This window comes from Streptomyces sp. A 4/2 (assembly GCF_940670765.1).
In the GTDB taxonomy this organism is placed as follows: domain Bacteria; phylum Actinomycetota; class Actinomycetes; order Streptomycetales; family Streptomycetaceae; genus Streptomyces.
In genome coordinates, this window is the sequence record NZ_CALNVW010000001.1 from 72,930 (window position 1) to 93,467 (window position 20,538).

The window sequence follows — 20,538 nt, forward strand, 5'->3', positions numbered from 1 at the left end:
CAGCCGCAGGCCGCTCACAGCCCCACGATCTTGTTCCACCGCTTGGTGAACTCGACCCGCTCCGCCGACGTGATGTCCCGGGCTATGGCGAGACGCTTGCGCATCGTGTCGTCGGGGAAGATCAGCGGGTCCTCGGCCAGGTCGGCCAGGTCCTTGTCCTTCGACGAGGCCAGCACCTCGCGCGCCGCCGGGACGGGGCACACGTAGTTCACCCATGCCGCCAGCTCCGCCGCGACCGCGGGCTCGTAGTAGTAGTCGATCAGCTTCTCCGCATTGGCCTTGTGGCGGGCGAGGTTGGGGATCATCATCGACTCCGCCCACAGCTCGCCGCCCTCCTCGGGCACCACGAACTCGATGTCCGGGCTGTCCGCCTGGAGCTGGATCACGTCGCCGGAGTACGCCTGGCAGGCGAGCACATCGCCGGTGGACAGGTCCTTGATGTAGTCGTTGCCGGTGAAGCGGCGGATCTGCTTCTTCCGTACGAGCTTCTCGACCTGGTCGCACATGGTGTGGAAGTCGTGCGCGGTCCACCGGGTGATGTCGGCGCCGTTCCCCTGCATGAGCAGCGCGAACGCCTCGTCGAGCCCGGAGAGCAGCGTGACCTTGCCGCGCAGGTCGGGCGCCCAGAGGTCGCTCATGTGCTTGATCTCGCGGCCGACCTTCTTGCGGTTGTACGCGATGCCGGTGATCCCGGACTGCCACGGCACGCTGTGCAGGCGTCCCTTGTCGAAGGCGGGCGAGAGGAGCTGCGGGTCCAGGTACTTGGCGACGTTCGGCTGCTTGGCCCGGTCCATCTCCTGGACCCAGCCCAGCCGTACGAACCGGGCCGCCATCCAGTCACTGATGACGATCAGGTCCCGCCCGGTCTGCTGGTGGTTCATCAGCGCCGGGCTGATCTTCCCGAAGAACTCGTCGTTGTCGTTGATCTCCTCGGTGTACTTCACCGAGATCCCGGTCCGCTTCTCGAAGGCGTCGAGCGTGGGCCGTTTCGACGGGTTGTCGTCCGCGGTGTCGATGTACAGGGGCCAGTTGGCGAAGACCAGGCTCCTGTCCTGCGCCGAACTGTCCTGCCCGGCCCGCTGTCCCGGCTTCACGTACGCCGCGGGCACCCCGCATCCGGTGAGCGCGGCCAGCGCGGCGAGCGCGCCGGAACCACGGAGGACCGTACGCCGGGAAACACCAAGATCTGCCATGCCGGACAGCCTCTCCTCATGCAGGTGGGGCGGGCAATGGACAAGGTGTCCACTGCCCGCCCCGTCGGGCGACACTCCGCCGTATCAGCTGTCCAGGGACGTCATCACGTGCTTGATGCGCGTGTAGTCCTCGAAGCCGTACGCCGACAGGTCCTTGCCGTAACCGGACTTCTTGAATCCGCCGTGCGGCATCTCGGCGACGAGCGGGATGTGGGTGTTGATCCACACGCAGCCGAAGTCCAGGTTCTTGGACATCCGCATGGCCCGTGCGTGGTCCTTGGTCCACACCGAGGAAGCCAGCGCGTACTCCACGTCGTTGGCGTAGGCGAGGGCCTGCTCCTCGTCGCGGAAGGGCTGGACCGTGATCACCGGTCCGAAGACCTCGTGCTGGATGATCTCGTCGTCCTGCTTCAGCCCGGACACCACCGTGGGGGCGTAGAAGAAGCCCTTCTCGCCGACGCGCTTGCCGCCCGCCTCGACCTTGGCGTGCGCGGGCAGCCGGTCGATGAACCCGCTGACCTGCGCCAGCTGGTTGGCGTTGTTGAGCGGGCCGTACAGCACGTCCTCGTCGTCCGGCTGACCGGTCTTCGTGTCGGACGCGGCCTTGGCCAGTGCCGTCACGAACTCGTCGTGGATCGACTCGTGCACGAGCACCCGGGTGGCGGCCGTGCAGTCCTGACCGGCGTTGAAGTATCCGGCGACGGAGATGTCCTCGACGGCCTTGGCGATGTCGGCGTCCTCGAAGACGACGACCGGCGCCTTGCCGCCCAGCTCCAGGTGGACGCGCTTGACGTCCTTGGCCGCGGACTCGGCGACCTGCATGCCCGCCCGTACCGAACCGGTGATGGAGGCCATCGCGGGCACCTTGTGCTCCACCATCGCGCGGCCGGTGTCCCGGTCGCCGCAGACGACGTTGAACACGCCCTTGGGTGCGACGGCCCCGATGATCTCGGCCATCAGGAGCGTCGAAGCGGGGGTGGTGTCGGAGGGCTTCAGTACGACGGTGTTCCCCGCGGCCAGGGCCGGGGCGAACTTCCAGACCGCCATCATCATCGGGTAGTTCCACGGCGCGACCTGCGCGCAGACACCGACCGGCTCGCGCCGCACGATGGAGGTCAGGCCCTCCATGTACTCACCGGCGGAGCGGCCTTCGAGGAGCCGTGCGGCTCCCGCGAAGAAGCGGATCTGGTCCACCATCGGCGGGATTTCCTCGGTGCGGGTCAGCCCGAGGGGCTTCCCGGTGTTCTCGCTCTCCGCGGCGATCAGGTCCTCGGCCCGCTCCTCGAAGGCGTCGGCGATCTTCAGAAGTACGCGCTGGCGCTCACCGGGCGTGGTGTCGCGCCAGGCGGGGAAGGCCGCGGCAGCCGCCTCCATGGCGGCGTCGACGTCCGCCTGCCCGGAGAGCGGGGAGGTCGCGTACGTCTCGCCGGTGGCCGGATTGACCACATCGATGGTCCGGCCGTCAGCGGCGTCCCGGAATTCTCCGTTGATGTAGTTACGCAGCCGGCGAAGCTCGGTGGTCACAGCCACCCCTCCTGTCAGATGTCCGATGGGTGAGACACCCACCCTAATCGCAGAGGTGTCGCTTTCGACATAGCTGACCACCATGAACTTCGGATTCAGTTCCCAAAACGCCCTTCCGCAACGAATTTCATCGCATCGGGCTTGCGGGACGGGCGAGACCTCATGCAGAGTGTGGGCGTGGCCAGTCGCAGCGCAGACCCCAGGAACGGGAACGGCACTCCCCCGATCGACGCCGTCTCCCTGGCAATCATCGAACAGCTCCAGCAGGACGGCCGGCGGCCGTACGCGGCGATCGGCAAGGCCGTCGGCCTCTCCGAGGCGGCCGTGCGCCAGCGGGTGCAGAAGCTCCAGGACCAGGGGGTCATGCAGATCGTCGCCGTCACCGACCCGCTCACCGTGGGTTTCCGGCGGCAGGCCATGGTCGGCATGCGGGTCGAGGGCGACCTCGACCCCGTCGCGGACGCGCTGGCCGCAATGAACGAGGTCGACTACGTGGTGATGACCGCGGGCTCCTTCGACCTCATGGTGGAAGTCGTCTGCGAGGACGACGACCACCTGCTCGAACTGATCAACAAGCGGATCCGCGCGCTTCCCGGCGTGCGTGCGACCGAAAGTTTCGTCTACCTCAAGCTGAAGAAGCAGACCTACCAGTGGGGCACCCGATAGTCATGAGCAAGGACCTCAGCCAGACCGCGTACGACCACCTGTGGATGCACTTCACGGACATGTCGTCGTACGAGAACGCGCCCGTTCCCACCATCGTGCGTGGCGAGGGCACCTACATCTACGACGACAAGGGCAAGCGCTACCTCGACGGGCTCGCGGGCCTGTTCGTGGTCAACGCGGGCCACGGCCGCCACGAGCTGGCCGAGACCGCGTACAAGCAGGCCCAGGAACTGGCCTTCTTCCCGATCTGGTCGTACGCCCACCCGAAGGCCGTGGAGCTCGCCGAGCGCCTCGCGCACCACGCGCCCGGCGACCTCAACAAGGTCTTCTTCACCACGGGCGGCGGCGAAGCGGTCGAGACCGCCTGGAAGTTGGCGAAGCAGTACCACAAGCTCACCGGCAACCACACGAAGTACAAGGTCATCTCCCGTGCGGTGGCCTACCACGGCACCCCGGCGGGCGCCCTGTCCATCACCGGACTGCCTGCCCTGAAGGCCCCGTTCGAGCCGCTCGTCCCCGGCGCGCACAAGGTTCCCAACACCAACATCTACCGCGCCCCGATCCACGGCGACGACCCGGTGGCCTTCGGCCGCTGGGCCGCCGACCAGATCGAGCAGGAGATCCTCTTCGAGGGCCCGGAGACCGTCGCGGCCGTCTTCCTGGAGCCGGTGCAGAACGCGGGCGGCTGCTTCCCGCCCCCGCCCGGTTACTTCCAGCGGGTGCGCGAGATCTGCGACAAGTACAACGTGCTGCTCGTGTCGGACGAGGTCATCTGCGCCTTCGGCCGTCTCGGCACGATGTTCGCCTGCGACAAGTTCGACTACATCCCCGACATGATCACCTGCGCCAAGGGCATGACGTCGGGGTACTCGCCGATAGGGGCGTGCATCGTCTCCGACCGGCTGGCGGAGCCGTTCTACCGGGACGGCAACACCTTCCTGCACGGGTACACCTTCGGCGGCCACCCGGTCTCCGCGGCCGTCGGTCTCGCCAACCTCGACATCTTCGAGCGCGAGAACCTCAACCAGCACGTCCTCGACAACGAGGGCGCCTTCCTCTCCACGCTGCAGAAGCTGCACGACCTGCCGATCGTCGGCGACGTCCGCGGCAACGGCTTCTTCTACGGCATCGAGCTGGTCAAGGACAAGGCCACCAAGGAGACCTTCAACGAGGAGGAGACCGAGCGCATCCTCTACAACGCGGTCTCCAAGGGCCTCTTCGAGAACGGCCTGTACTGCAGGGCCGACGACCGCGGCGACCCGGTCGTCCAGCTGGCGCCGCCGCTGATCGCCGACCAGTCGACGTTCGACGAGATCGAGTCCATCCTGCGCGTGGTCCTCACCGACGCCTGGGCCAAGCTCTGACCTTCCGCACGGCCCGCTGACAACCGGCCCGGCTGCACCCGTCCGAGTGGATACGGGTACGGCCGGGCCGCGTGCTGTCCGCGCACCCCGGTCCGGAGTCCTTACGGTGCCCAGTGACCGATCGGCTCCGCTTTCGTTCCCCCGTGCGGGGGGCCAGGATCAGAACCGAGGTGTGTTCGCGATGGCTGCCCCGCCCGACAACGACGTGCTCTGGACGCGCTCCGCCCACTTCTCCCACAGCGGCTCGCCCGCACTCACCAATGTCTCGCTCGGCGTCCACGACGGGGAGATCCTCTCCGTACTCGGCCCGCGCGGCAGCGGGAAGACGACCCTGCTGCGCTGCCTCTCGGGTCAACTCGTCCCGCAGGAGGGCGAGGTGTGGTTCAACAGCGGCCCCGTCCACACCCTGGGCCAGGCGGCCCGTGAGCGGCTGCGCCTCGAACGGTTCAGCTGGATCGACCCCGAACCCCGGCTCGTGCCCGAACTGACGGCCTGGGAGAACGTGGCTCTCCCGCTGCTGCTGAACGGCGCGCCGCACCGGGTGGCCAAGCGCGCCGCCGCCGAATGGCTGGAGCGGCTCGACATCGGCGCGTACGCGCGCAAGCGCCCGCCCGCCCTGCTGCAGGCCCAGCGGCAGCGGGTCGTCATCGCCCGCTCGCTGATCTCCGCTCCTTCGGTCCTCTTCGCCGACGAGCCCACCGCGTCGCTGCACCAGGCGGACTGCGGCCAGGTGCTGCGCACGCTCGTCGCGGCGGCCCGCTCGCACGGCATCACCGTCGTCCTCGCCACCCATGACCCCGAAGTGGCCGAGCACGCCGACCGGACCGTGCGGCTCCGGGACGGGCGCCTCGTCACCTCCGCCGCCGATACCGGCTCCCTGACGACGGAAGGCCGCGCCGCGTGCTCGCTCTCCGTCTAGCCCGCGGCGCACGGCCCGTGGTCCTGCTGCGGCGGCTGACGGTCGCGGCGGCATCGGCCGGTGTGGGGTTCCTCCTGCTCTCCGCGCTCGGCCGGGCGACGGGACATCCCGGCGCGGCGGCCGGATCGGGACCGCGGCTGCTCTGGTGCCTGGTCCCGCTGGCCGCGGCGGTGTACTTCGCGGTCGCGGTGGCCCGTACCGATCCGAGCACCCGGCCCGGCTCCCCGATGACAGCCGCCGGACTGGGGCCGGCCGGGCTCTCCGCGCTCTCCGCGGTGTCCACGGCGCTCTCCTGCCTGCTGGGCAGCGTGGTGGCCCTGCTGTTCTTCCTCGTCCTGCGGGGCGACGTCACCGGTCTGCCCTTCACCGGCGCCGCCGCACGGCTGCTCGGGGCGGGTTCCGCGCTCCCGGTGGCCGCGGCGCTCACCCTGCTGGCCGTCACACCGGTCGCGGCGGCGGTCGGCAGCGCCTGGACGCTGCGCCCGCGCAGACCGGCGCGGGCACGCTCGGGCCAGGACGGACCGGAGCGCGCCGGGGCGGACCCGGAGGCCGCGCCGACCGGCCTGCCCTGGGGGGTGGCGCTGGTGGCCGCCGGTCTGGCGGTCGAGGTGTACACCAGCCGCCGTCCGGCCGGTGCGCCGCTGCCCGTCCCCGGTCGCTTCGACGGCAGCCCCGCGGGGATGCTCGCCGGCTGGACCCTGACGGCGCTGGGGCTGGCCCTGGCGGGCCCGGCCCTGACCCATCTGTGCGGCCGGATCCTCCAGTCCGTGCGCCCGGGTGCGGTGCGTCTGCTCGCGGGCCGTGTGCTCCAGTACGAGGCCGGGCGGATCGGCCGCCCGCTGGGTGCGCTCTGCGCGGTGGTCTCGGGCGTCGTCGCCGCCGCTTCCGTGCACGGCGAAGGCCCGCCGCTCTTCGGCCCGTTGACCGCGCTGGGCGCCACCCTGGTGGTGGCCTGCACCACGGCCACGCTCCTGACCTCGGCCGTGGAAGCGCGTCAGGACCGGGCGGAGACGACGGCCGCCCTGGTGCGCGGATGCGTTCCGGCCGGTGTACTGCGCTCGGCCGCGGCGCTGCGTGCGGCGGCCCTGTTCATGGTCTTCGCCACGGTGACCTGGGCGGTCGCGGCACTGGCGGCGGCACCCCTGTCGGCGTGAACCTGCCATCCCCTTACGATGACCGGATGCCGACCACACCTGAGCGTGACCGCGAGATCGCGACCCTCGACCAGTTCGACCGGGTCGTCGCCCGTGGCTCGCTCGGCGGTTACCGCGTCCAGGCCGTCGACCTGACGGACCGTACGGACGTCCTGCGGTCGGCCGACACCTCGGGGGCCGTCTTCCTCGGCTGCCCGATGCTCCCCGAGGCCGAGGCCGCGGTGGGCGCGGCGGGCGCGCTCGTCTTCCCGCCCGTCCCCGGTCTGCCCTTCGCCCCGTACCGCGGACTCCTCTACCGCGCCGACGAGCTCTTCGAAGGTCTGCGGGGCAGCGGCTACGAAGCCACCCCCGACGCCCTGGCCTACGCATGGTTCCAACGGACCAGGAACAACGGCGACATACTCGCCTCGATGCTCCGCTCCATCCATGACGACGCGATCTCGGACGCCCTCGACGAGCACCTCGAGAGCGCCCGGGTGGTGGGCGTCATGGGCGGTCACGCGATGGCCCGTGGCACCGAGGAGTACGCGGGGGCGGCGCGGCTGGGACGTACGCTCGCCCGCACCGGTCTGACCGTGGCCACCGGCGGCGGACCCGGCGCCATGGAGGCGGCCAACCTCGGCGCGTACGCGTCGCCGTACCGGGACGGGATGCTGGACGAGGCCCTCGAACTCCTGGGCAAGACACCGTCGTTCGCCCCGTCCGTCTCCGACTGGGCGCGTGCCGCGTTCGAGGTCCGGGCCCGCTGGTCGGACGGCGGGGACTCCGTGGGGATCCCCACCTGGTTCTACGGGCACGAGCCGCCGAACGCCTTCGCCGGCCACATCGCCAAGTACTTCGCCAACGCCACCCGTGAGGACGGCCTGCTGGCCCGCTCCACAGCGGGTGTGATCTTCCTGCCCGGTGCGGCGGGCACGGTCCAGGAGATCTTCGACAACGCGACGTCCAACTACTACGGCTCGCACGGCGAACCCGCCCCGATGGTCCTGGTGGGCCGGGCCCACTGGACCGGGGAACTGCCCGCCTGGCCACTGCTCCAGGCGCTGGCGAAGGGCCGTGCGATGGAGTCCCGTATCGCGCTCGTCGACACGGTGGCCGAGGCGCCGGAGGCGCTGGCCCGGATGGCGTTCTGACCCCGGGCGGCCGGTCCGCCCGAGGTCGGCTCCCCGCCGCTCAGCCCTCGACCAGCACCTGGGCCAGGGCGTCGAAGAAGGTGTCCCAGCCGGCCTCGGCACGTTGGTAGTCCTCGGGGCCGAGGTTGCCGCCGCCCTGGTGGAAGACCATCTCGGTGCTGCCGCCGAGGTCGGCGAAGGTAACGGTGACGATCTCGCCCTCGATGTCCGCGGGCGCCCCGCCGTCCTTGAGGGTGAAGACCAGCCGTCGCGGGGCGTCGACCTCGCGGTAGACCCCGTGGAACGGCATCTCACCATGGCCGGGGACGACCAGCACCAGGCTCCAGCTGCCACCGGGACGGACGTCCATCGAGACCCGGTCCAGGGGGGCCGGCGCGTCGCCCCCGTACCAGGCGGCGAACTGCTCGGGTGTCGTCCAGGCCCGGAAGACCAGCTCACGCGGTGCGTCGAAGACGCGGGTGATGGTGATGCCGTCAGTCGCTTCGTTGTCGGTGCTCATGATGTCCTCGCCCTTTCTGGAGCTCATTCAGATGGTCTCCGAGGCGGTCGAAGCTGTCCTGCCAGAACGTCCGGTAGGTCTCCAGCCACTGGGTGGCGTCTCCGAGCGGGGCGGCCTGAAGTCTGCAGGGCCGCCACTGTGCGTTCCGGCCCCGGCTGATCAGCCCGGCCCGCTCCAGCACCTTCAGGTGCCGGGAGACCGCCGGGAGACTCATGTCGAAGGGTTCCGCCAGATCGGTGACCGTGGCCTCGCCCTCGGAGAGCCGGGCGAGGATCGCCCGCCGTGTCGGATCGGCGAGGGCTGCGAAAACGCTGCTCAGCGGGTCCTGCTGGTTCGCCATGGTCGTTAACCACCTCGTTAATTAACCAATACGTTCAATATAGCGCGCAGTACCTCGGATGGACACCACGGGACCGGGCTCACTATCCTGCGCCCATGTCCAGCCCCGAGGCGTCAAGACTCTAGCCACCGGTCGTCCGGTGGCCCGCCCGCCCGATCACGCCGCCCCCTCCACTGCCGTGGCCGGGGTACGGCAGGGTGCGCCCCGCCGCTGTCGGACAGCCGTGTCGAGGACCGGTCTCCATCCGCCCCACGCCCTCCGCGTGCCGGTGCGGGTGATCCCGCGCGGAGGCCGCGCCCGTCCCGCCGGAGAGTCGTCATCGACACCGGGGCGGTGACGCCGCGGCCGACCGCCACCCCGTTGTCTTTCGGTCTCACGTGGTTGTGGAGTCCTGCTGTGCCATTCGCTGTCTACCTGCTCGGCCTGGCCGTTTTCGCCCAGGGAACATCCGAGTTCATGCTGTCCGGCCTCGTACCGGACATCGCGCAAGAGATGCAGGTGTCCATCCCGGCCGCCGGGTCGCTGACCTCCGCCTTCGCAGTGGGGATGGTCGTGGGCGCGCCGCTGATGGCCGTTCTCGGTCTGCGCTGGTCGCGCAGGAGGGCGCTCCTGGTCTTCCTGTGCACGTTCCTTCTGGTCCATGTGGTCGGCGCAGTGACCACCAGCTTCGCGGTACTGCTGGCGGCGCGGGTCGTCGGGGCGTTCGCCAACGCCGGGTTCCTCGCCGTGGCCCTGGTGACCGCGGCCGGCCTGGTCGGGCCGGACGCCAAGGGGCGCGCCACCTCGACGCTGCTCGGCGGCATCACCCTCGCCTGCGTCATCGGGGTGCCCGCCGGTGCCTGGCTCGGCCAACTCTGGGGCTGGCGTGCGGCGTTCTGGGCGGTGGCCCTGCTGTCGGTGCCTGCCGTGTTCGCCATCCTGCACGCGGTACCGGCCGCCGCCCCGGACTCCGTACGGGTGGGTGTGCGTGGCGAACTGCGGGCGCTGCGCGGCCCCCGGCTGCTGGTGACCCTGCTGCTGGGGGCGCTGGTGAACGGCGCGACGTTCTGCACCTTCACGTATCTCGCCCCGCTGCTCACCACCGTGACCGGTTTCGGTACCGGCTGGGTTCCCGCGCTGCTGGCGCTCTTCGGCCTGGGCGCGTTCACCGGTGTCACCGTCGGCGGCCGGGTGGCCGACGTGCGGCCGGATCAACTCCTGTCGGCCGGTGGGGTGCTGCTGCTCGCCGGGTGGGCCGCCTTCGCGCTGTCCGCCGGAAATCCGGTGGTGGCGCTCGTGCTCGTCTTCGTCCAGGGGGCCCTCTCGTTCGCCGTCGGGTCCACCCTGATCTCACAGGCGCTCTACGCGGCGACCGGGGCACCGGCCCTGGCCGGCGGGTTCGCCACCGCCTCGTTCAATGTGGGCGCCGCGGTCGGCCCCTGGTTCGGCGGCGCGGCCATCGGAGCAGGGTTCGGCTACCGCTCGCCGCTCTGGGTCAGCACCCTGCTGGTGGCTCTCGCACTCGCCGTCGGAGCCCTGGCCCACGCGGTCCGGCACGGCGTGGCGAACCGCAGGAAGGAGCTGTCCGCGAACGCGGCGTAGCCGACCGGCCATTGGGGGGGGAGCGGCGGTTCGGAGGCGAGCCGCCGCTACGCCCCCGCGAGCAGCACCACATCGGCGGCGTCGAAGGCCGCTCCGACCGTCTCCCCCACTCCGGGCGCGGTGAGCAGCGGGCACTCGGCCTCCAGCTGCGGGCCGTGCTCCGGGTCCAGGAGCACGGCCACGTGGTTGCCCCGGAAGGTCCGCGCCCGCACCGTGCAGCGCACCCCCTCGTCCTGCGGTACGAGGCGTACGCCCGCGGGCCGCACCAGCAGCCGGCTTTCCCCCTGCGGCGAGCCTCCCGGTACCGGGATCTTGCCCCAGGGGGTGTCGGCGGCCTCGCCGGCCACCGTCGCGGTCACCACGTTGTCGAAGCCGAGGAAGCGCGCGACGAACTCCGAGGCGGGCCGCTGCCACACCTCCAGCGGCGTGCCGACCTGGGCGATCCGGCCGTCCCGCATCACCACGACCCGGTCGGCGAGCGCGAAGGCCTCGCCCTGGTCGTGCGTGACGGCGAGCACGGTCGTACCCAACCGGCCGAAGAGCTCCCGCAGTTCGACGACGAGACGCTCGCGCAGGCTGCGGTCGAGCTGGCCGAGCGGCTCGTCCAGCATCAGCAGTTTGGGCTGCGGGGCCAGGGCGCGGGCGAGCGCGACGCGCTGCTGCTCGCCGCCGGAGAGCGCGGCCACGGCGCGCCGCTGGGCGCCCGGCAGTCCGACCAGGTCCAGCAACTCCGTTACCCGGCGGTCCCGTTCGGGCCTCGGGACGGAGTGCATCCGCAACCCGAAGGACACATTGCCGCCGACGTCACGCTGAGGGAAGAGCTGGTGGTCCTGGAACATCAGGCCGACGCCCCTGCGGTGCACCGGCACTCCGGTCTGTTCGGCGCCGTCCAGCAGCACCCGCCCGGCAGCGGTGGGCTGGAGGCCCGCCACCACCCGAAGCAGGGTGGATTTGCCGCTGCCGCTGGGACCGAGCACACAAACGGTCTCGTGTGCGCCGACCGTCAGCTCCACCGCGTCCAGCGCGGTCCGCTGTCCGAAACGGACCGTCACGCCGTCCAGTTGCAGCATCAGAACTCTCCCGAGCGGTCGGAGGGGGTCCCCCCGGGCTGAGCCCGGGGGCGGATACGTTCCAGCACCAGCAGCGACACCGCGCACACCAGCATCAGGATCGTGGACAGCGCCATCGCCTGCCCGTAGTTGAGTTCACCGGCCCGTGCGAGCAGCCGCGCCACGGCCACCGGAAGCGTCGGGTTGTCCGGCCTGGCGATGAAGACCGTCGCACCGAACTCCCCCAGGGACACGGCGAACGCGAACCCGGCGGCGACCAGCAGCGCCCGTCGCACCATCGGCAGGTCCACCTCCCGCCAGGCCCGCAGCGGCGAGGCCCCCAGGACCGCCGCCGCCTCGCGCAGCCTGCCGTCCACCGCTCGCAGCACGGGCAGCATGGTCCGTACGACGAAGGGCACGCCGACCAGCGCCTGGGCCAGCGGGACCAGGATCCAGGACGCCCGCAGATCGAGCGGCGGCTTGTCGAGGGTGATCAGAAAGCCGAAGCCGACGGTGACCGCGGAAACCCCGAGGGGAAGCATCAACAGCGCGTCGAACCCGCGCACGAGCCGACCCGCGCGCCGGGTGAGTGCCGCCGCCGCCAGTCCGCCGACGGCCAGCGCGATACCGGTGGCGACCAGCGCGTACCGCACGGAGTTCCAGATGGCCTCGATCGGCGGGACCAGGAACGTACCGCCGTTCGCGCCCTGCGACTGGAGCGCCCGGTAGAACCCGAAGCCGTACCCGCCGGGGGTGTCCAGCGAGTGTTCGACGAGTACACCCAGCGGCAGCAGGATCAGCACGACGATCACCGCGAGCACCCCGCCGAGCAGCGTCCACTGGCCGGCGCCGCGAGGCCGGCGCGCGGTCTGCGCCGGGTCCACCAGTTTCAGCGTGCTCTCCCTGCGCCGCACCGTCCACGCGTGCAGCGCGAGGATCACGCCGACCGCGGCGAACTGCACCAGGGTCAGCACGGCCGCCGTCGGCAGATCGAGGAGTTCGGCGGTCTCCCGGTAGATCTCCACCTCAAGGGTGGAGAAGGTCGGTCCGCCGAGGATCTGCACCACCCCGAAGGAGGTGAAGGTGAACAGGAAGACCATCAGCCCGGCCGCGGACACGGCGGGGGCCAGCGCGGGCAGCGTCACCCGCCGCCAGGCGGCGAACCGGGAGGCGCCGAGCACCCGTGCGGCCTCCTCCTGGCGCGGGTCGAGCTGCGACCAGAGGCCGCCCACGGACCGTACGACCACCGCGTAGTTGAAGAAGACGTGCGCCAGCAGGATCGCCCACACCGTGGTGTCCAGACGCACCCCCCACAACTGGTCGAGCAGCCCGCCCCGGCCCAGCAGGGCGAGGAAGGCGGTGCCGACGACCACGGTGGGCAGTACGAAGGGAACCGTCACCACCGCGCGCAGCAACTGCTTGCCCGGGAACTCCAGGCGCGCGAAGACGTAGGCGCCGGGGAGCGCGATCAGCAGCGTCAGCCCGGTCGACGCGCCCGCCTGCCAGGTGGTGAACCACAGGACGTGCAGGATGTCGGGGCTGCTCAGTACGTCGGCTATCCGCCCGAACTGCCAGGCTCCGCCCACCTTGAGACCGCGACCGACGATCGCGGCCACGGGGTAGGCGAAGAAGACCGCGAAGAACGCGACGGGCACGACCAGCAGTCCGAGCCGCACGGCGTTCGCGCGCCGTGCGGTCCGGGCCACGGCCCCGGATCCTGCTTCTGCTTCTGCTTCTGCTTCTGCTTCTGCTTCTGCTTCTGCTTCTGCGGCGGACTCGGCTCCGGCCCCTGCTCCGGGCTCTACCTCAGGACGAGCGAGGACCACGACTTGACCCACTGGTCACGGTTCTTGGCGATGGTGTCGGGCGCGACGCTCTGCGGGGCGGTGATCTTCGCGCCGAACTCGGTGAACAGCGGGGGCAGTTCCGCGTCCTTCGCCACCGGGTCCACGAACATGTTCAGCGGCATGTCCTCCTGGAACTTCTTGCTGATCAGGAAGTCGAGCAGCGCCTTGCCGCCCGCCTCGTTCTTCGCACCGTCCAGCAGTCCCGCGAACTCGATCTGCCGGAAGCAGGTCGAGGTGGCGACACCGGTCGGGGCGGTCTTCGGCTGCGGCTTGGCGTACAGCACCTCGGCGGGCGGGCTGGAGGCGTACGAGACGACGAGCGGCCGGTCGCCCTTGGCCTTCCTGCCACCGGCCGAGCCGGAGAACTCCTGGTTGTACGCCTGCTCCCAGCCGTCCACGACCTTCACGCCGTTGGCCTTGAGCTTCTTCCAGTAGTCCTGCCAGCCGCTGTCGCCGTACTTCGCCACGGTGCCGAGCATGAAACCGAGCCCCGGGGACGAGGTGGCGACGTTCTCGGTGACCAGGAGGTTCTTGTACGCCGGCTTGACCAGGTCGTCGAAGGACTGCGGCGGGGCGAGCTTGTGGTCGGCGAAGTACTTCTTGTCGTAGTTGACGCAGAGGTCACCGGTGTCGATGGGGGTGACCCGGTGCTTCTCCGCGTCGAGCTGTACGTCGGCGGGTATCCGGTCCAGGCCCTTCGCCTCGTACGGCGTGAAGAGCCCGTTGTCGAGCGCCCGCGACAGCAGCGTGTTGTCGACACCGAAGAAGACGTCACCGCGCGGCGATCCCTTGGTGAGGATCTCCTGGTTCAGCGCGGCGCCCGCGTCCCCGCTCTTGAGGACGTGGACGGTGTAACCGGTCTCCTCGGTGAACTCCTTCAGCACGGAGGGAGAAGCGACGAAGGAGTCGTGGCTGACCAGCGTCACGGTCTTGGACGCCTTGGACGTCTTGCCCGACGCACCGGAGCCGCTGTCCGAACTCCCGCACGCGGCGAGCGTCGAGACACCCAGCGCGGCGGCCAGCGCGGTGACCGTCAGCTTCTTCGTGGTGAGCGTTCGCCGGGTGCGGGACGCTCTCGTGGTGGTGCTCACTGAATTCCTCCTGGGATGGGACATCCAGGAAGAGACGCGGCCCTGCCCGCAGAAAACGGGCAGGGCGCAACAGCTCGAGTAGTGACCGAACTTCCTACCCGGAATGACCCGGGCGAGGTTCAGAGGGTCTGCGGCATGGCCGCACTCTCAGCGCTGTGGCGCTCCCCTGTCGGAATATGAAAATGTGCGGCCCACGTTACACCGGGCCTACCGCTCGGAGGCCGCCAGCTGTCCGCACGCTCCGTCGATCTCCTGGCCACGGGTGTCCCGCACGGTCACCGGCACACCGTGTGCGGCGATCGCGGACACGAACGCCCGCTCGTCCTCCGGCCTGGACGCGGTCCACTTGGAGCCCGGCGTCGGATTCAGCGGGATCAGGTTGACGTGCACCGGCTTGCCCTTGAGCAGGCGGCCGAGCCGGTCACCGCGCCACGCCTGGTCGTTGATGTCGCGGATCAGGGCGTACTCGATCGAGACCCGGCGGCCGGACTTCTCCGCGTACTCCCACGCCGCGTCCAGCACCTCGCGTACCTTCCAGCGGGTGTTCACCGGGACGAGGGTGTCGCGCAGCTCGTCGTCGGGGGCGTGCAGCGAGACCGCGAGGCGGCACTTGAAGCCCTCGTCGGCGAAGCGCAGCATCGCGGGCACCAGGCCCACCGTGGAGACGGTGATCCCGCGCTGCGAAAGGCCGAGCCCGTCGGGCTCGGGATCGGTCAGCCGACGGATGGAACCGACGACCCGCTTGTAGTTGGCGAGCGGCTCGCCCATGCCCATGAAGACGATGTTGGAGAGCCGCGCGGGACCTCCGGGGACCTCACCGTCACGCAGCGCGCGCATCCCGTCGACGATCTGGTGCACGATCTCGGCGGTCGACAGATTCCGGTCCAGGCCCGCCTGCCCCGTGGCGCAGAAGGGGCAGTTCATACCGCAGCCCGCCTGCGAGGAGATGCACATGGTCACCCGGTCCGGGTAGCGCATCAGCACCGACTCGACGAGCGTGCCGTCGTGCAGCTTCCAGAGCGTCTTACGGGTGGTGTCGTCGTCGCAGCTGATGTGCCGCACGACACTCATCAGCTCGGGGAGCAGCGCCTCCCGCAGCTTCTCGCGCGAAGCGGCCGGGATGTCGGTCCACTCGGCGGGGTCGTGGGCGTACCGCGCGAAGTAGTGCTGCGACAGCTGCTTGGCGCGGAACGGCTTCTCGCCGGTCTCGGCCACGGCGTCCTTGCGCTCGGCGGGCGTGAGGTCGGCGAGGTGGAGCGGGGGCTTCTTGGCTCCGCGGGGCGCGACGAAAGTGAGTTCTCCGGGCTTAGGCATGGTTCATCCAGTGTCGCAGACACCCGGTGGTACTCACGGTCGTCGCGCTGCTCGGAGGTGAGGGAGCCCGGCTCGGGACGGTCGTCGTTGGTCGTTGCCGGTCACCCTTGGCCACCCTCCGACGGCCCACAGACGGCCCGAACGGCATCGCCGCTCAGGCCGACTGAGCTGCGGCTCACTCCGCGATCAGGCCCCGGATCGCCTCTTCCGACCAGTGACCGGCGGCCCCGCGCGACGAAGCGACGTAGGCCGCCACGGTGTCCGCGTCCCAGGCCCCGGCCTCAAGCAGGCCGGAAGCGACGAAACTCACGTAGGCACGAGAGGGCGGCACCAAGGTCACGTCGTCGGCTCCCCAAGGGGCTGTGAAGGTGAGAACGGGCAGTCCGTCCATCTGCCCCGCGCACACCAGAGTCTCGTACCGCCCACTCCCCAGCTGCGCGACGCCCGAGGTGAGGACCGCGCTGAGATCGAGGTCTTCGCCGGGGCTCCTGTACATCTCCTGAGCGGCGATGTCCGCGAACTGCGCCGCCGAGACAAGGTGGGCGCGGGCATAGACCCGTCCCTCCTGTTCCGGGTCGTAGAAGGCTCGTCCGCCGCCCCAGACCGGCGATTCCGTGGCGAAGTAGAGGACGCCTCTCAGCTCCACGGGCACGGATCGACTGGGCATGCGCCGGTCCCTGCACCCCGGATACGTCATGCTCCCACCGGGCGGCTGACCACCCTCGATGTAGGCGGCAAGCCGGTCAAGGTGCATGTTCGAGCCGTACGAGGTGTACCAAACGTGCTGGGGCGCGGACTCCTCCACGGCCCCTGGCTCGATGGGATGCGCGCCAACCACGGTGCCTCCCTTCTATCGGATCCGAATCCATGACCTACGCATGACGAGGGCCTACAAGATCGTGAACGATGGTGTCGACTCCTGTCGCCGAGTCCCGTCGCCCCGGCCAGAGACCTATTACACGAGGCCCGAGTACGGCCCGGTCCCACCTGGGACGAACTCATGTGCGGCGCCCGGAAAACGACACAGCCACTGCCCCGACCATGACGCCTCACCAGGTCGAACAACGCTTTCAGCGGTGCCGGACCCAGCCAAGACGTCATCCGGACGCCGTTGTCGCGCTCAGGCCGGGCTCGGCGCCGCGCCCGTGGCCGCGTCGAGGGCCACCACACCGTCCGCAGTGCTGACATACACGAAGCCGTACGCCGTGACCAAGCCGTCGCCCAGCGTGGCTTCGGACCTGCCGGACCAGGTCGAGGTGGACCAGCGCTCGGAGCCGTCATCGGCGTCGACAAGGCATGAACGATGCCGTCGGGGGGTCGGTCCTGCCGACGAAGACCAGGCCCTCGCCACCGCGATCTGCGTGGTGTGCGGCGTCGAGAGGTCCTTCTCGAGGGTCCACTTCTTGTGTCCCGTCGACGGGTCGAGCGTACATGTGCTTGTCCCGGCACGCGAAGTAGACGGTTCGCGGTGCGTTCCCGCGTGCGAACGGATCGGCCGTCCGCGTCGGCAACTAGGTGCGCCGCGGGAGGCTGTTCGGGAGTGCTCGGCACATATGTGGGCGGGTGAGCCGTGGCCTGGGGTATGAGGGGAGCGGCAGGCATCGCCACCTGCGCCGAAGTCAGGTCAGAGCCCGCAGTTCGTCACCGACCAGAGCCGCGGACTGCGGTCGGTCGACCGGTCGTTTCGCGAGCAGCCGCAGGACCAGAGCGTCGAGTGCGGCGGGAAGCCCGGCGCGCAGCGACCCCGGCGTGTCAGGCGCCTTGTTCAGATGGGCAGTCATCAGGGACACCGGGTCGCTCGCCGTGAACGGCGGTTCCCCGGTGAGCAGTTCGTACAGGACGCAACGCCACCAGTTCGTACCTGTCCGCGATGACCCGCACAGCTGACCCCCTCCGTACCGCACCTGGCGCCACGCTCCGAAGCACCCACGGCCGGCCCCCGTTGTACCCGAAGCGCCCGACACCCTCGCCAACCGGGTCTCCCTACGCCACTCCAGAAGGGCAAGGCCAAGCGGCCCAAGAAGTGGACCGCTTGGCCGCTCGGCTCACGCATCGCCACGCAAGCAGTTCCGCGGCATCCCCGTCGTGCGGCCCGGCATGCCCCGGGCATGAAAAACCCCAGGTCACGGCGAGTGAGTCCTGGGGTATTCCGAGACGCCTTCGGGATCCGAACCCGAGACCTACGCATGACGAGCTTGTACATGGTTCATCCAGTGCCACAGACACTGGAGGGAGGGCCCGCCGCCCTGTGGACGACGCCCCTCCCTCCGGTGAAGACGCAGGTCGGAACCGGTGTCAGGAGCCCACGAACAGCACCATCAGCAGCCATACGACCGGAGCCGTGGGCAGCAGGGAGTCCAGCCGGTCCATGATGCCGCCGTGGCCCGGCAGCAGCGTGCCCATGTCCTTGATCCCGAGATCCCTCTTGATCATGGACTCGCCCAGGTCACCGAGGGTGGCGCTGGCCGCGACGGCGAGGCCGAGCAGCAGACCCTGCCACCACTGCCCGTCGTCGATCAGGAACTGCATGCACAGCGCGCCCGCCACCATCGCGAAGGTGACCGCACCGACCAGTCCCTCGCGGGTCTTGCCGGGGCTGATGCGCGGTGCGAGCTTGTGCTTGCCGAAGCGCCAGCCGATCGCGTACGCCCCGGTGTCGCTGACCACGGTCAGCAGCAGGAAGGTGAGCACCCGCCAGGGTCCGTCGTCCGACGTGAGCAGCAGCGCCACGAAGGTCGCGAGGAACGGCACGTAGAACGCGGCGAACACGCCCGCCGTGACGTCCCTGAGGTATCCCTCGGGCGACGCGGCCATCCGCCACACCAGTACCGCCAGCGCGGTGAGCGCCATGGCGACCCAGGCGCCCTCCGCACCGCGGGCGTACCCGGCGACGACCATGGCGGCGCCGCCCACCGCGAGCGGTACCAGCGGAGCCTTGATGCCCTTGCGCTCGTCGAGCCGGGAGGTCAGCTCCCAGAGACCGACGACCACCGCGACCGCGATCACTCCGACGAACGCGGCCTTCCAGATGAAGAGCGAAGCGACGACCACCACCCCGAGACCGACACCGACCCCTATCGCGGACCGCAGATCACGGCCGGCTTTCTTCTTCTCGGGGGGCGGCGGCGGGGCGGACATGGGCTCCTGCGGCATCTCGTCACGGAACAGGGGGCCACTCGGGCGAGTGGCCCCCCGGTCGTGTGCGGCACGTGCGTGTTCCGCACGGTCGTGATCTTCGGCGTCTCTGCCTGCGTCGGGCACGATGGGCATGGGCCGAGTCTGCTCAACTTCGTGCTCGCCGTAGGCGGGACCCGCCGGGACAGGCCCCTGGTCGGGGGCCTGTCGCCATTCCCCGACGGAGTGGCCGCTCTGCGGGGCACCCCAGGAAGAGTCGTTCATCAGACCTCGAGCAGCTCGGCTTCCTTGTGCTTGAGCAGCTCGTCCACCTGCGCGACGTACCTCGCGGTGGTGTCGTCGAGCTCCTTCTCGGCGCGGCGGCCCTCGTCCTCGCCGACCTCGCCGTCCTTGATCATCTTGTCGATCGTCTCCTTGGCCTTACGGCGGATGGAACGGATCGAGATCTTGGAGTCCTCGGCCTTGGTCCTGGCGACCTTGGTGTACTCCTTGCGGCGCTCACCGGTCAGCTCGGGGAACGTCACACGGATGATGTTTCCGTCGTTGCTGGGGTTGACGCCGAGGTCCGAGTCACGGATCGCCTGCTCGATGTTGCGCAGGGCGCTCTTGTCGAACGGGGTCACCACGGCCATCCGCGCCTCGGGCACGGAGAACGAGGCGAGCTGGTTGATCGGGGTCAACGCGCCGTAGTAATCCGCCACGATCTTGCTGAACATCGCCGGGTGCGCACGCCCGGTGCGGATCGCAGCGAAGTCCTCCTTGGCGACCACGACGGCCTTCTCCATCTTCTCCTCGGCCTCGAGGAGGGTCTCTTCGATCACCACTTGCTCCCGCATGTCTTGAGTGGGCCCTGTGCTCTCAGGCCCTGGAGTAAACCCGTGTCTTGCCCTGCACGGTGTCCGACCGGCAGGTTCTTGTCCACCTTTTCGGCGGCCGTCCCCCGGTGTTCAGGCCCGGGTGCCCTGGTCGTTCACAAGAGTCCCGATCTTCTCACCCTTGACGGCACGCGCGATGTTGCCCGAGGCGAGCAGCTCGAAGACGAGGATGGGCAGGCTGTTGTCACGGCAGAGAGTGATAGCGGTGGCGTCGGCGACCTTGAGGTCGCGCGAGAGGACCTCGCTGTACTCCAGCGCGTCGAACTTCACCGCACCGGGGTTCTTCTTCGGGTCGGAGTCGTAGACCCCGTCCACGCCGTTCTTGCCCATGAGCAGCGCCTCGGCGTCGATCTCCAGAGCGCGCTGCGCGGCCGTGGTGTCGGTGGAGAAGTACGGCATGCCCATGCCCGCGCCGAAGATGACGACGCGTCCCTTCTCCAGATGCCGCACGGCGCGCAGCGGGATGTACGGCTCCGCGACCTGCCCCATGGTGATGGCGGTCTGGACGCGGGAATCGATGCCCTCCTTCTCCAGGAAGTCCTGGAGGGCGAGGCAGTTCATGACCGTGCCGAGCATGCCCATGTAGTCGGAGCGGGCCCGGTCCATGCCGCGCTGCTGGAGCTCGGCACCGCGGAAGAAGTTGCCGCCGCCGATGACGACCGCGATCTCCGCGCCGTCACGGACGACCGCCGCGATCTCGCGGGCGATGGCGTGTACGACGTCGGGGTCGACGCCGAGGCCTCCGCCACCCGCGAACGCCTCGCCGGACAGCTTCAGCATGAAGCGGCCGTACTTCTTGCCGTTGTCGCTCTGATCGGCTTTATCGGCCTGTTCCATGGAGATCTCCTCGTGCG

Annotated in this window: 19 protein-coding genes and 1 riboswitch; of the genes, 6 read left to right on the forward strand and 13 right to left on the reverse strand. The window is 69.9% G+C overall.

The window, feature by feature from the left end; translation table 11 throughout:
• Positions 1–14 precede the first annotated feature (14 nt).
• Positions 15–1,193: a spermidine/putrescine ABC transporter substrate-binding protein gene (locus NBY69_RS00305; protein WP_250297493.1), complete on the reverse strand. Its 1,179-nt coding sequence runs from the start codon at positions 1,191–1,193 to the stop codon at positions 15–17.
• An 84-nt stretch (positions 1,194–1,277) separates the two neighbouring features.
• Positions 1,278–2,717, reverse strand: coding sequence for a gamma-aminobutyraldehyde dehydrogenase (locus NBY69_RS00310; RefSeq protein WP_250297495.1), 1,440 nt, complete (start codon positions 2,715–2,717; stop codon positions 1,278–1,280).
• A gap of 162 nt (positions 2,718–2,879) precedes the next feature.
• Between NBY69_RS00310 and NBY69_RS00315 the strand changes: the two genes are divergently transcribed.
• The 5 genes from NBY69_RS00315 (at position 2,880) to NBY69_RS00335 (ending at position 7,953) form a co-directional block, all read left to right on the forward strand.
• A complete protein-coding gene (locus tag NBY69_RS00315; RefSeq protein WP_250297497.1) occupies positions 2,880–3,383 on the forward strand; it encodes an Lrp/AsnC family transcriptional regulator in 504 nt (167 codons plus the stop codon).
• Between the two features lie 2 nt (positions 3,384–3,385).
• Positions 3,386–4,747 (forward strand): aspartate aminotransferase family protein, encoded by a 1,362-nt coding sequence (locus NBY69_RS00320; RefSeq protein WP_250297499.1) that lies wholly within the window; start codon positions 3,386–3,388, stop codon positions 4,745–4,747.
• A gap of 181 nt (positions 4,748–4,928) precedes the next feature.
• Positions 4,929–5,666, forward strand: coding sequence for an ABC transporter ATP-binding protein (locus tag NBY69_RS00325; protein WP_250297501.1), 738 nt, complete (start codon positions 4,929–4,931; stop codon positions 5,664–5,666).
• Entirely contained in the window at positions 5,648–6,820 is a 1,173-nt protein-coding gene (locus tag NBY69_RS00330) for a hypothetical protein (RefSeq protein ID WP_250297502.1), read from the forward strand. The genes NBY69_RS00325 and NBY69_RS00330 overlap by 19 nt, the downstream gene beginning before the upstream one ends.
• 26 nt (positions 6,821–6,846) lie before the next feature.
• Positions 6,847–7,953: an LOG family protein gene (locus NBY69_RS00335; RefSeq protein ID WP_250297503.1), complete on the forward strand. Its 1,107-nt coding sequence runs from the start codon at positions 6,847–6,849 to the stop codon at positions 7,951–7,953.
• Positions 7,954–7,993: 40 nt separating this feature from the next.
• Here NBY69_RS00335 and NBY69_RS00340 read toward each other — a convergent pair whose 3' ends face one another.
• Complete coding sequence (locus NBY69_RS00340; protein WP_250297505.1) at positions 7,994–8,452, reverse strand: SRPBCC domain-containing protein; 459 nt, start codon at positions 8,450–8,452, stop codon at positions 7,994–7,996.
• Entirely contained in the window at positions 8,427–8,792 is a 366-nt protein-coding gene (locus NBY69_RS00345; RefSeq protein WP_250297507.1) for a helix-turn-helix transcriptional regulator, read from the reverse strand. The genes NBY69_RS00340 and NBY69_RS00345 overlap by 26 nt, the downstream gene beginning before the upstream one ends.
• Before the next feature lie 396 nt (positions 8,793–9,188).
• Between NBY69_RS00345 and NBY69_RS00350 the strand changes: the two genes are divergently transcribed.
• Positions 9,189–10,373 carry a Cmx/CmrA family chloramphenicol efflux MFS transporter gene (locus NBY69_RS00350; protein WP_250297509.1) on the forward strand — a complete coding sequence of 395 codons (1,185 nt, stop codon included), beginning with the start codon at positions 9,189–9,191 and terminating at the stop codon, positions 10,371–10,373.
• Between the two features lie 47 nt (positions 10,374–10,420).
• Here NBY69_RS00350 and NBY69_RS00355 read toward each other — a convergent pair whose 3' ends face one another.
• From NBY69_RS00355 to pyrH, 9 genes are all read right to left on the reverse strand, one after another.
• Positions 10,421–11,443, reverse strand: a complete 1,023-nt coding sequence (locus NBY69_RS00355; protein ID WP_250297511.1) for an ABC transporter ATP-binding protein — start codon at positions 11,441–11,443, stop codon at positions 10,421–10,423.
• A complete protein-coding gene (locus NBY69_RS00360; protein ID WP_250297607.1) occupies positions 11,443–13,098 on the reverse strand; it encodes an iron ABC transporter permease in 1,656 nt (551 codons plus the stop codon). The genes NBY69_RS00355 and NBY69_RS00360 overlap by 1 nt, the downstream gene beginning before the upstream one ends.
• A gap of 125 nt (positions 13,099–13,223) precedes the next feature.
• The gene (locus NBY69_RS00365) at positions 13,224–14,360 is read right to left on the reverse strand and encodes a thiamine ABC transporter substrate binding subunit (protein ID WP_374211172.1); all 1,137 of its coding nucleotides are present in this window, start codon (positions 14,358–14,360) and stop codon (positions 13,224–13,226) included.
• 73 nt (positions 14,361–14,433) lie between these two features.
• A riboswitch (TPP riboswitch) is annotated at positions 14,434–14,538 on the reverse strand.
• A gap of 29 nt (positions 14,539–14,567) precedes the next feature.
• Positions 14,568–15,674 carry a 23S rRNA (adenine(2503)-C(2))-methyltransferase RlmN gene (rlmN, locus tag NBY69_RS00370; RefSeq protein ID WP_250297514.1) on the reverse strand — a complete coding sequence of 369 codons (1,107 nt, stop codon included), beginning with the start codon at positions 15,672–15,674 and terminating at the stop codon, positions 14,568–14,570.
• A 175-nt stretch (positions 15,675–15,849) separates the two neighbouring features.
• Entirely contained in the window at positions 15,850–16,341 is a 492-nt protein-coding gene (locus tag NBY69_RS00375) for a histone deacetylase (RefSeq protein WP_308409454.1), read from the reverse strand.
• A 952-nt stretch (positions 16,342–17,293) separates the two neighbouring features.
• On the reverse strand, positions 17,294–17,455 hold the full coding sequence (locus NBY69_RS00380; protein WP_250297515.1) for a hypothetical protein: 162 nt from the start codon (positions 17,453–17,455) through the stop codon (positions 17,294–17,296).
• Positions 17,456–17,969: 514 nt separating this feature from the next.
• A complete protein-coding gene (locus tag NBY69_RS00385; protein ID WP_250297516.1) occupies positions 17,970–19,073 on the reverse strand; it encodes a phosphatidate cytidylyltransferase in 1,104 nt (367 codons plus the stop codon).
• Positions 19,073–19,630 (reverse strand): ribosome recycling factor, encoded by a 558-nt coding sequence (gene frr / locus NBY69_RS00390; RefSeq protein ID WP_250297609.1) that lies wholly within the window; start codon positions 19,628–19,630, stop codon positions 19,073–19,075. Before frr ends, NBY69_RS00385 begins: the two co-directional genes overlap by 1 nt.
• A gap of 126 nt (positions 19,631–19,756) precedes the next feature.
• Entirely contained in the window at positions 19,757–20,521 is a 765-nt protein-coding gene (gene pyrH / locus NBY69_RS00395; protein ID WP_250297517.1) for a UMP kinase, read from the reverse strand.
• Between the last annotated feature and the right edge of the window lie 17 nt (positions 20,522–20,538).

What these genes read in the sequence shown, in the direction of transcription:
- NBY69_RS00305 (WP_250297493.1), bottom strand. Translation starts at nt 1,193, where the DNA reads ATGGCAGATCTTGGTGTTTCCCGGCGTACGGTCCTCCGTGGTTCCGGC.
- NBY69_RS00315 (WP_250297497.1), top strand. Translation starts at nt 2,880, where the DNA reads ATGCAGAGTGTGGGCGTGGCCAGTCGCAGCGCAGACCCCAGGAACGGG.
- NBY69_RS00320 (WP_250297499.1), top strand. Translation starts at nt 3,386, where the DNA reads ATGAGCAAGGACCTCAGCCAGACCGCGTACGACCACCTGTGGATGCAC.
- NBY69_RS00325 (WP_250297501.1), top strand. Translation starts at nt 4,929, where the DNA reads ATGGCTGCCCCGCCCGACAACGACGTGCTCTGGACGCGCTCCGCCCAC.
- NBY69_RS00335 (WP_250297503.1), top strand. Translation starts at nt 6,847, where the DNA reads ATGCCGACCACACCTGAGCGTGACCGCGAGATCGCGACCCTCGACCAG.
- NBY69_RS00340 (WP_250297505.1), bottom strand. Translation starts at nt 8,452, where the DNA reads ATGAGCACCGACAACGAAGCGACTGACGGCATCACCATCACCCGCGTC.
- NBY69_RS00345 (WP_250297507.1), bottom strand. Translation starts at nt 8,792, where the DNA reads ATGGCGAACCAGCAGGACCCGCTGAGCAGCGTTTTCGCAGCCCTCGCC.
- NBY69_RS00355 (WP_250297511.1), bottom strand. Translation starts at nt 11,443, where the DNA reads ATGCTGCAACTGGACGGCGTGACGGTCCGTTTCGGACAGCGGACCGCG.
- rlmN (WP_250297514.1), bottom strand. Translation starts at nt 15,674, where the DNA reads ATGCCTAAGCCCGGAGAACTCACTTTCGTCGCGCCCCGCGGAGCCAAG.
- NBY69_RS00375 (WP_308409454.1), bottom strand. Translation starts at nt 16,341, where the DNA reads ATGCCCAGTCGATCCGTGCCCGTGGAGCTGAGAGGCGTCCTCTACTTC.
- NBY69_RS00380 (WP_250297515.1), bottom strand. Translation starts at nt 17,455, where the DNA reads ATGACTGCCCATCTGAACAAGGCGCCTGACACGCCGGGGTCGCTGCGC.
- NBY69_RS00385 (WP_250297516.1), bottom strand. Translation starts at nt 19,073, where the DNA reads ATGAACGACTCTTCCTGGGGTGCCCCGCAGAGCGGCCACTCCGTCGGG.
- pyrH (WP_250297517.1), bottom strand. Translation starts at nt 20,521, where the DNA reads ATGGAACAGGCCGATAAAGCCGATCAGAGCGACAACGGCAAGAAGTAC.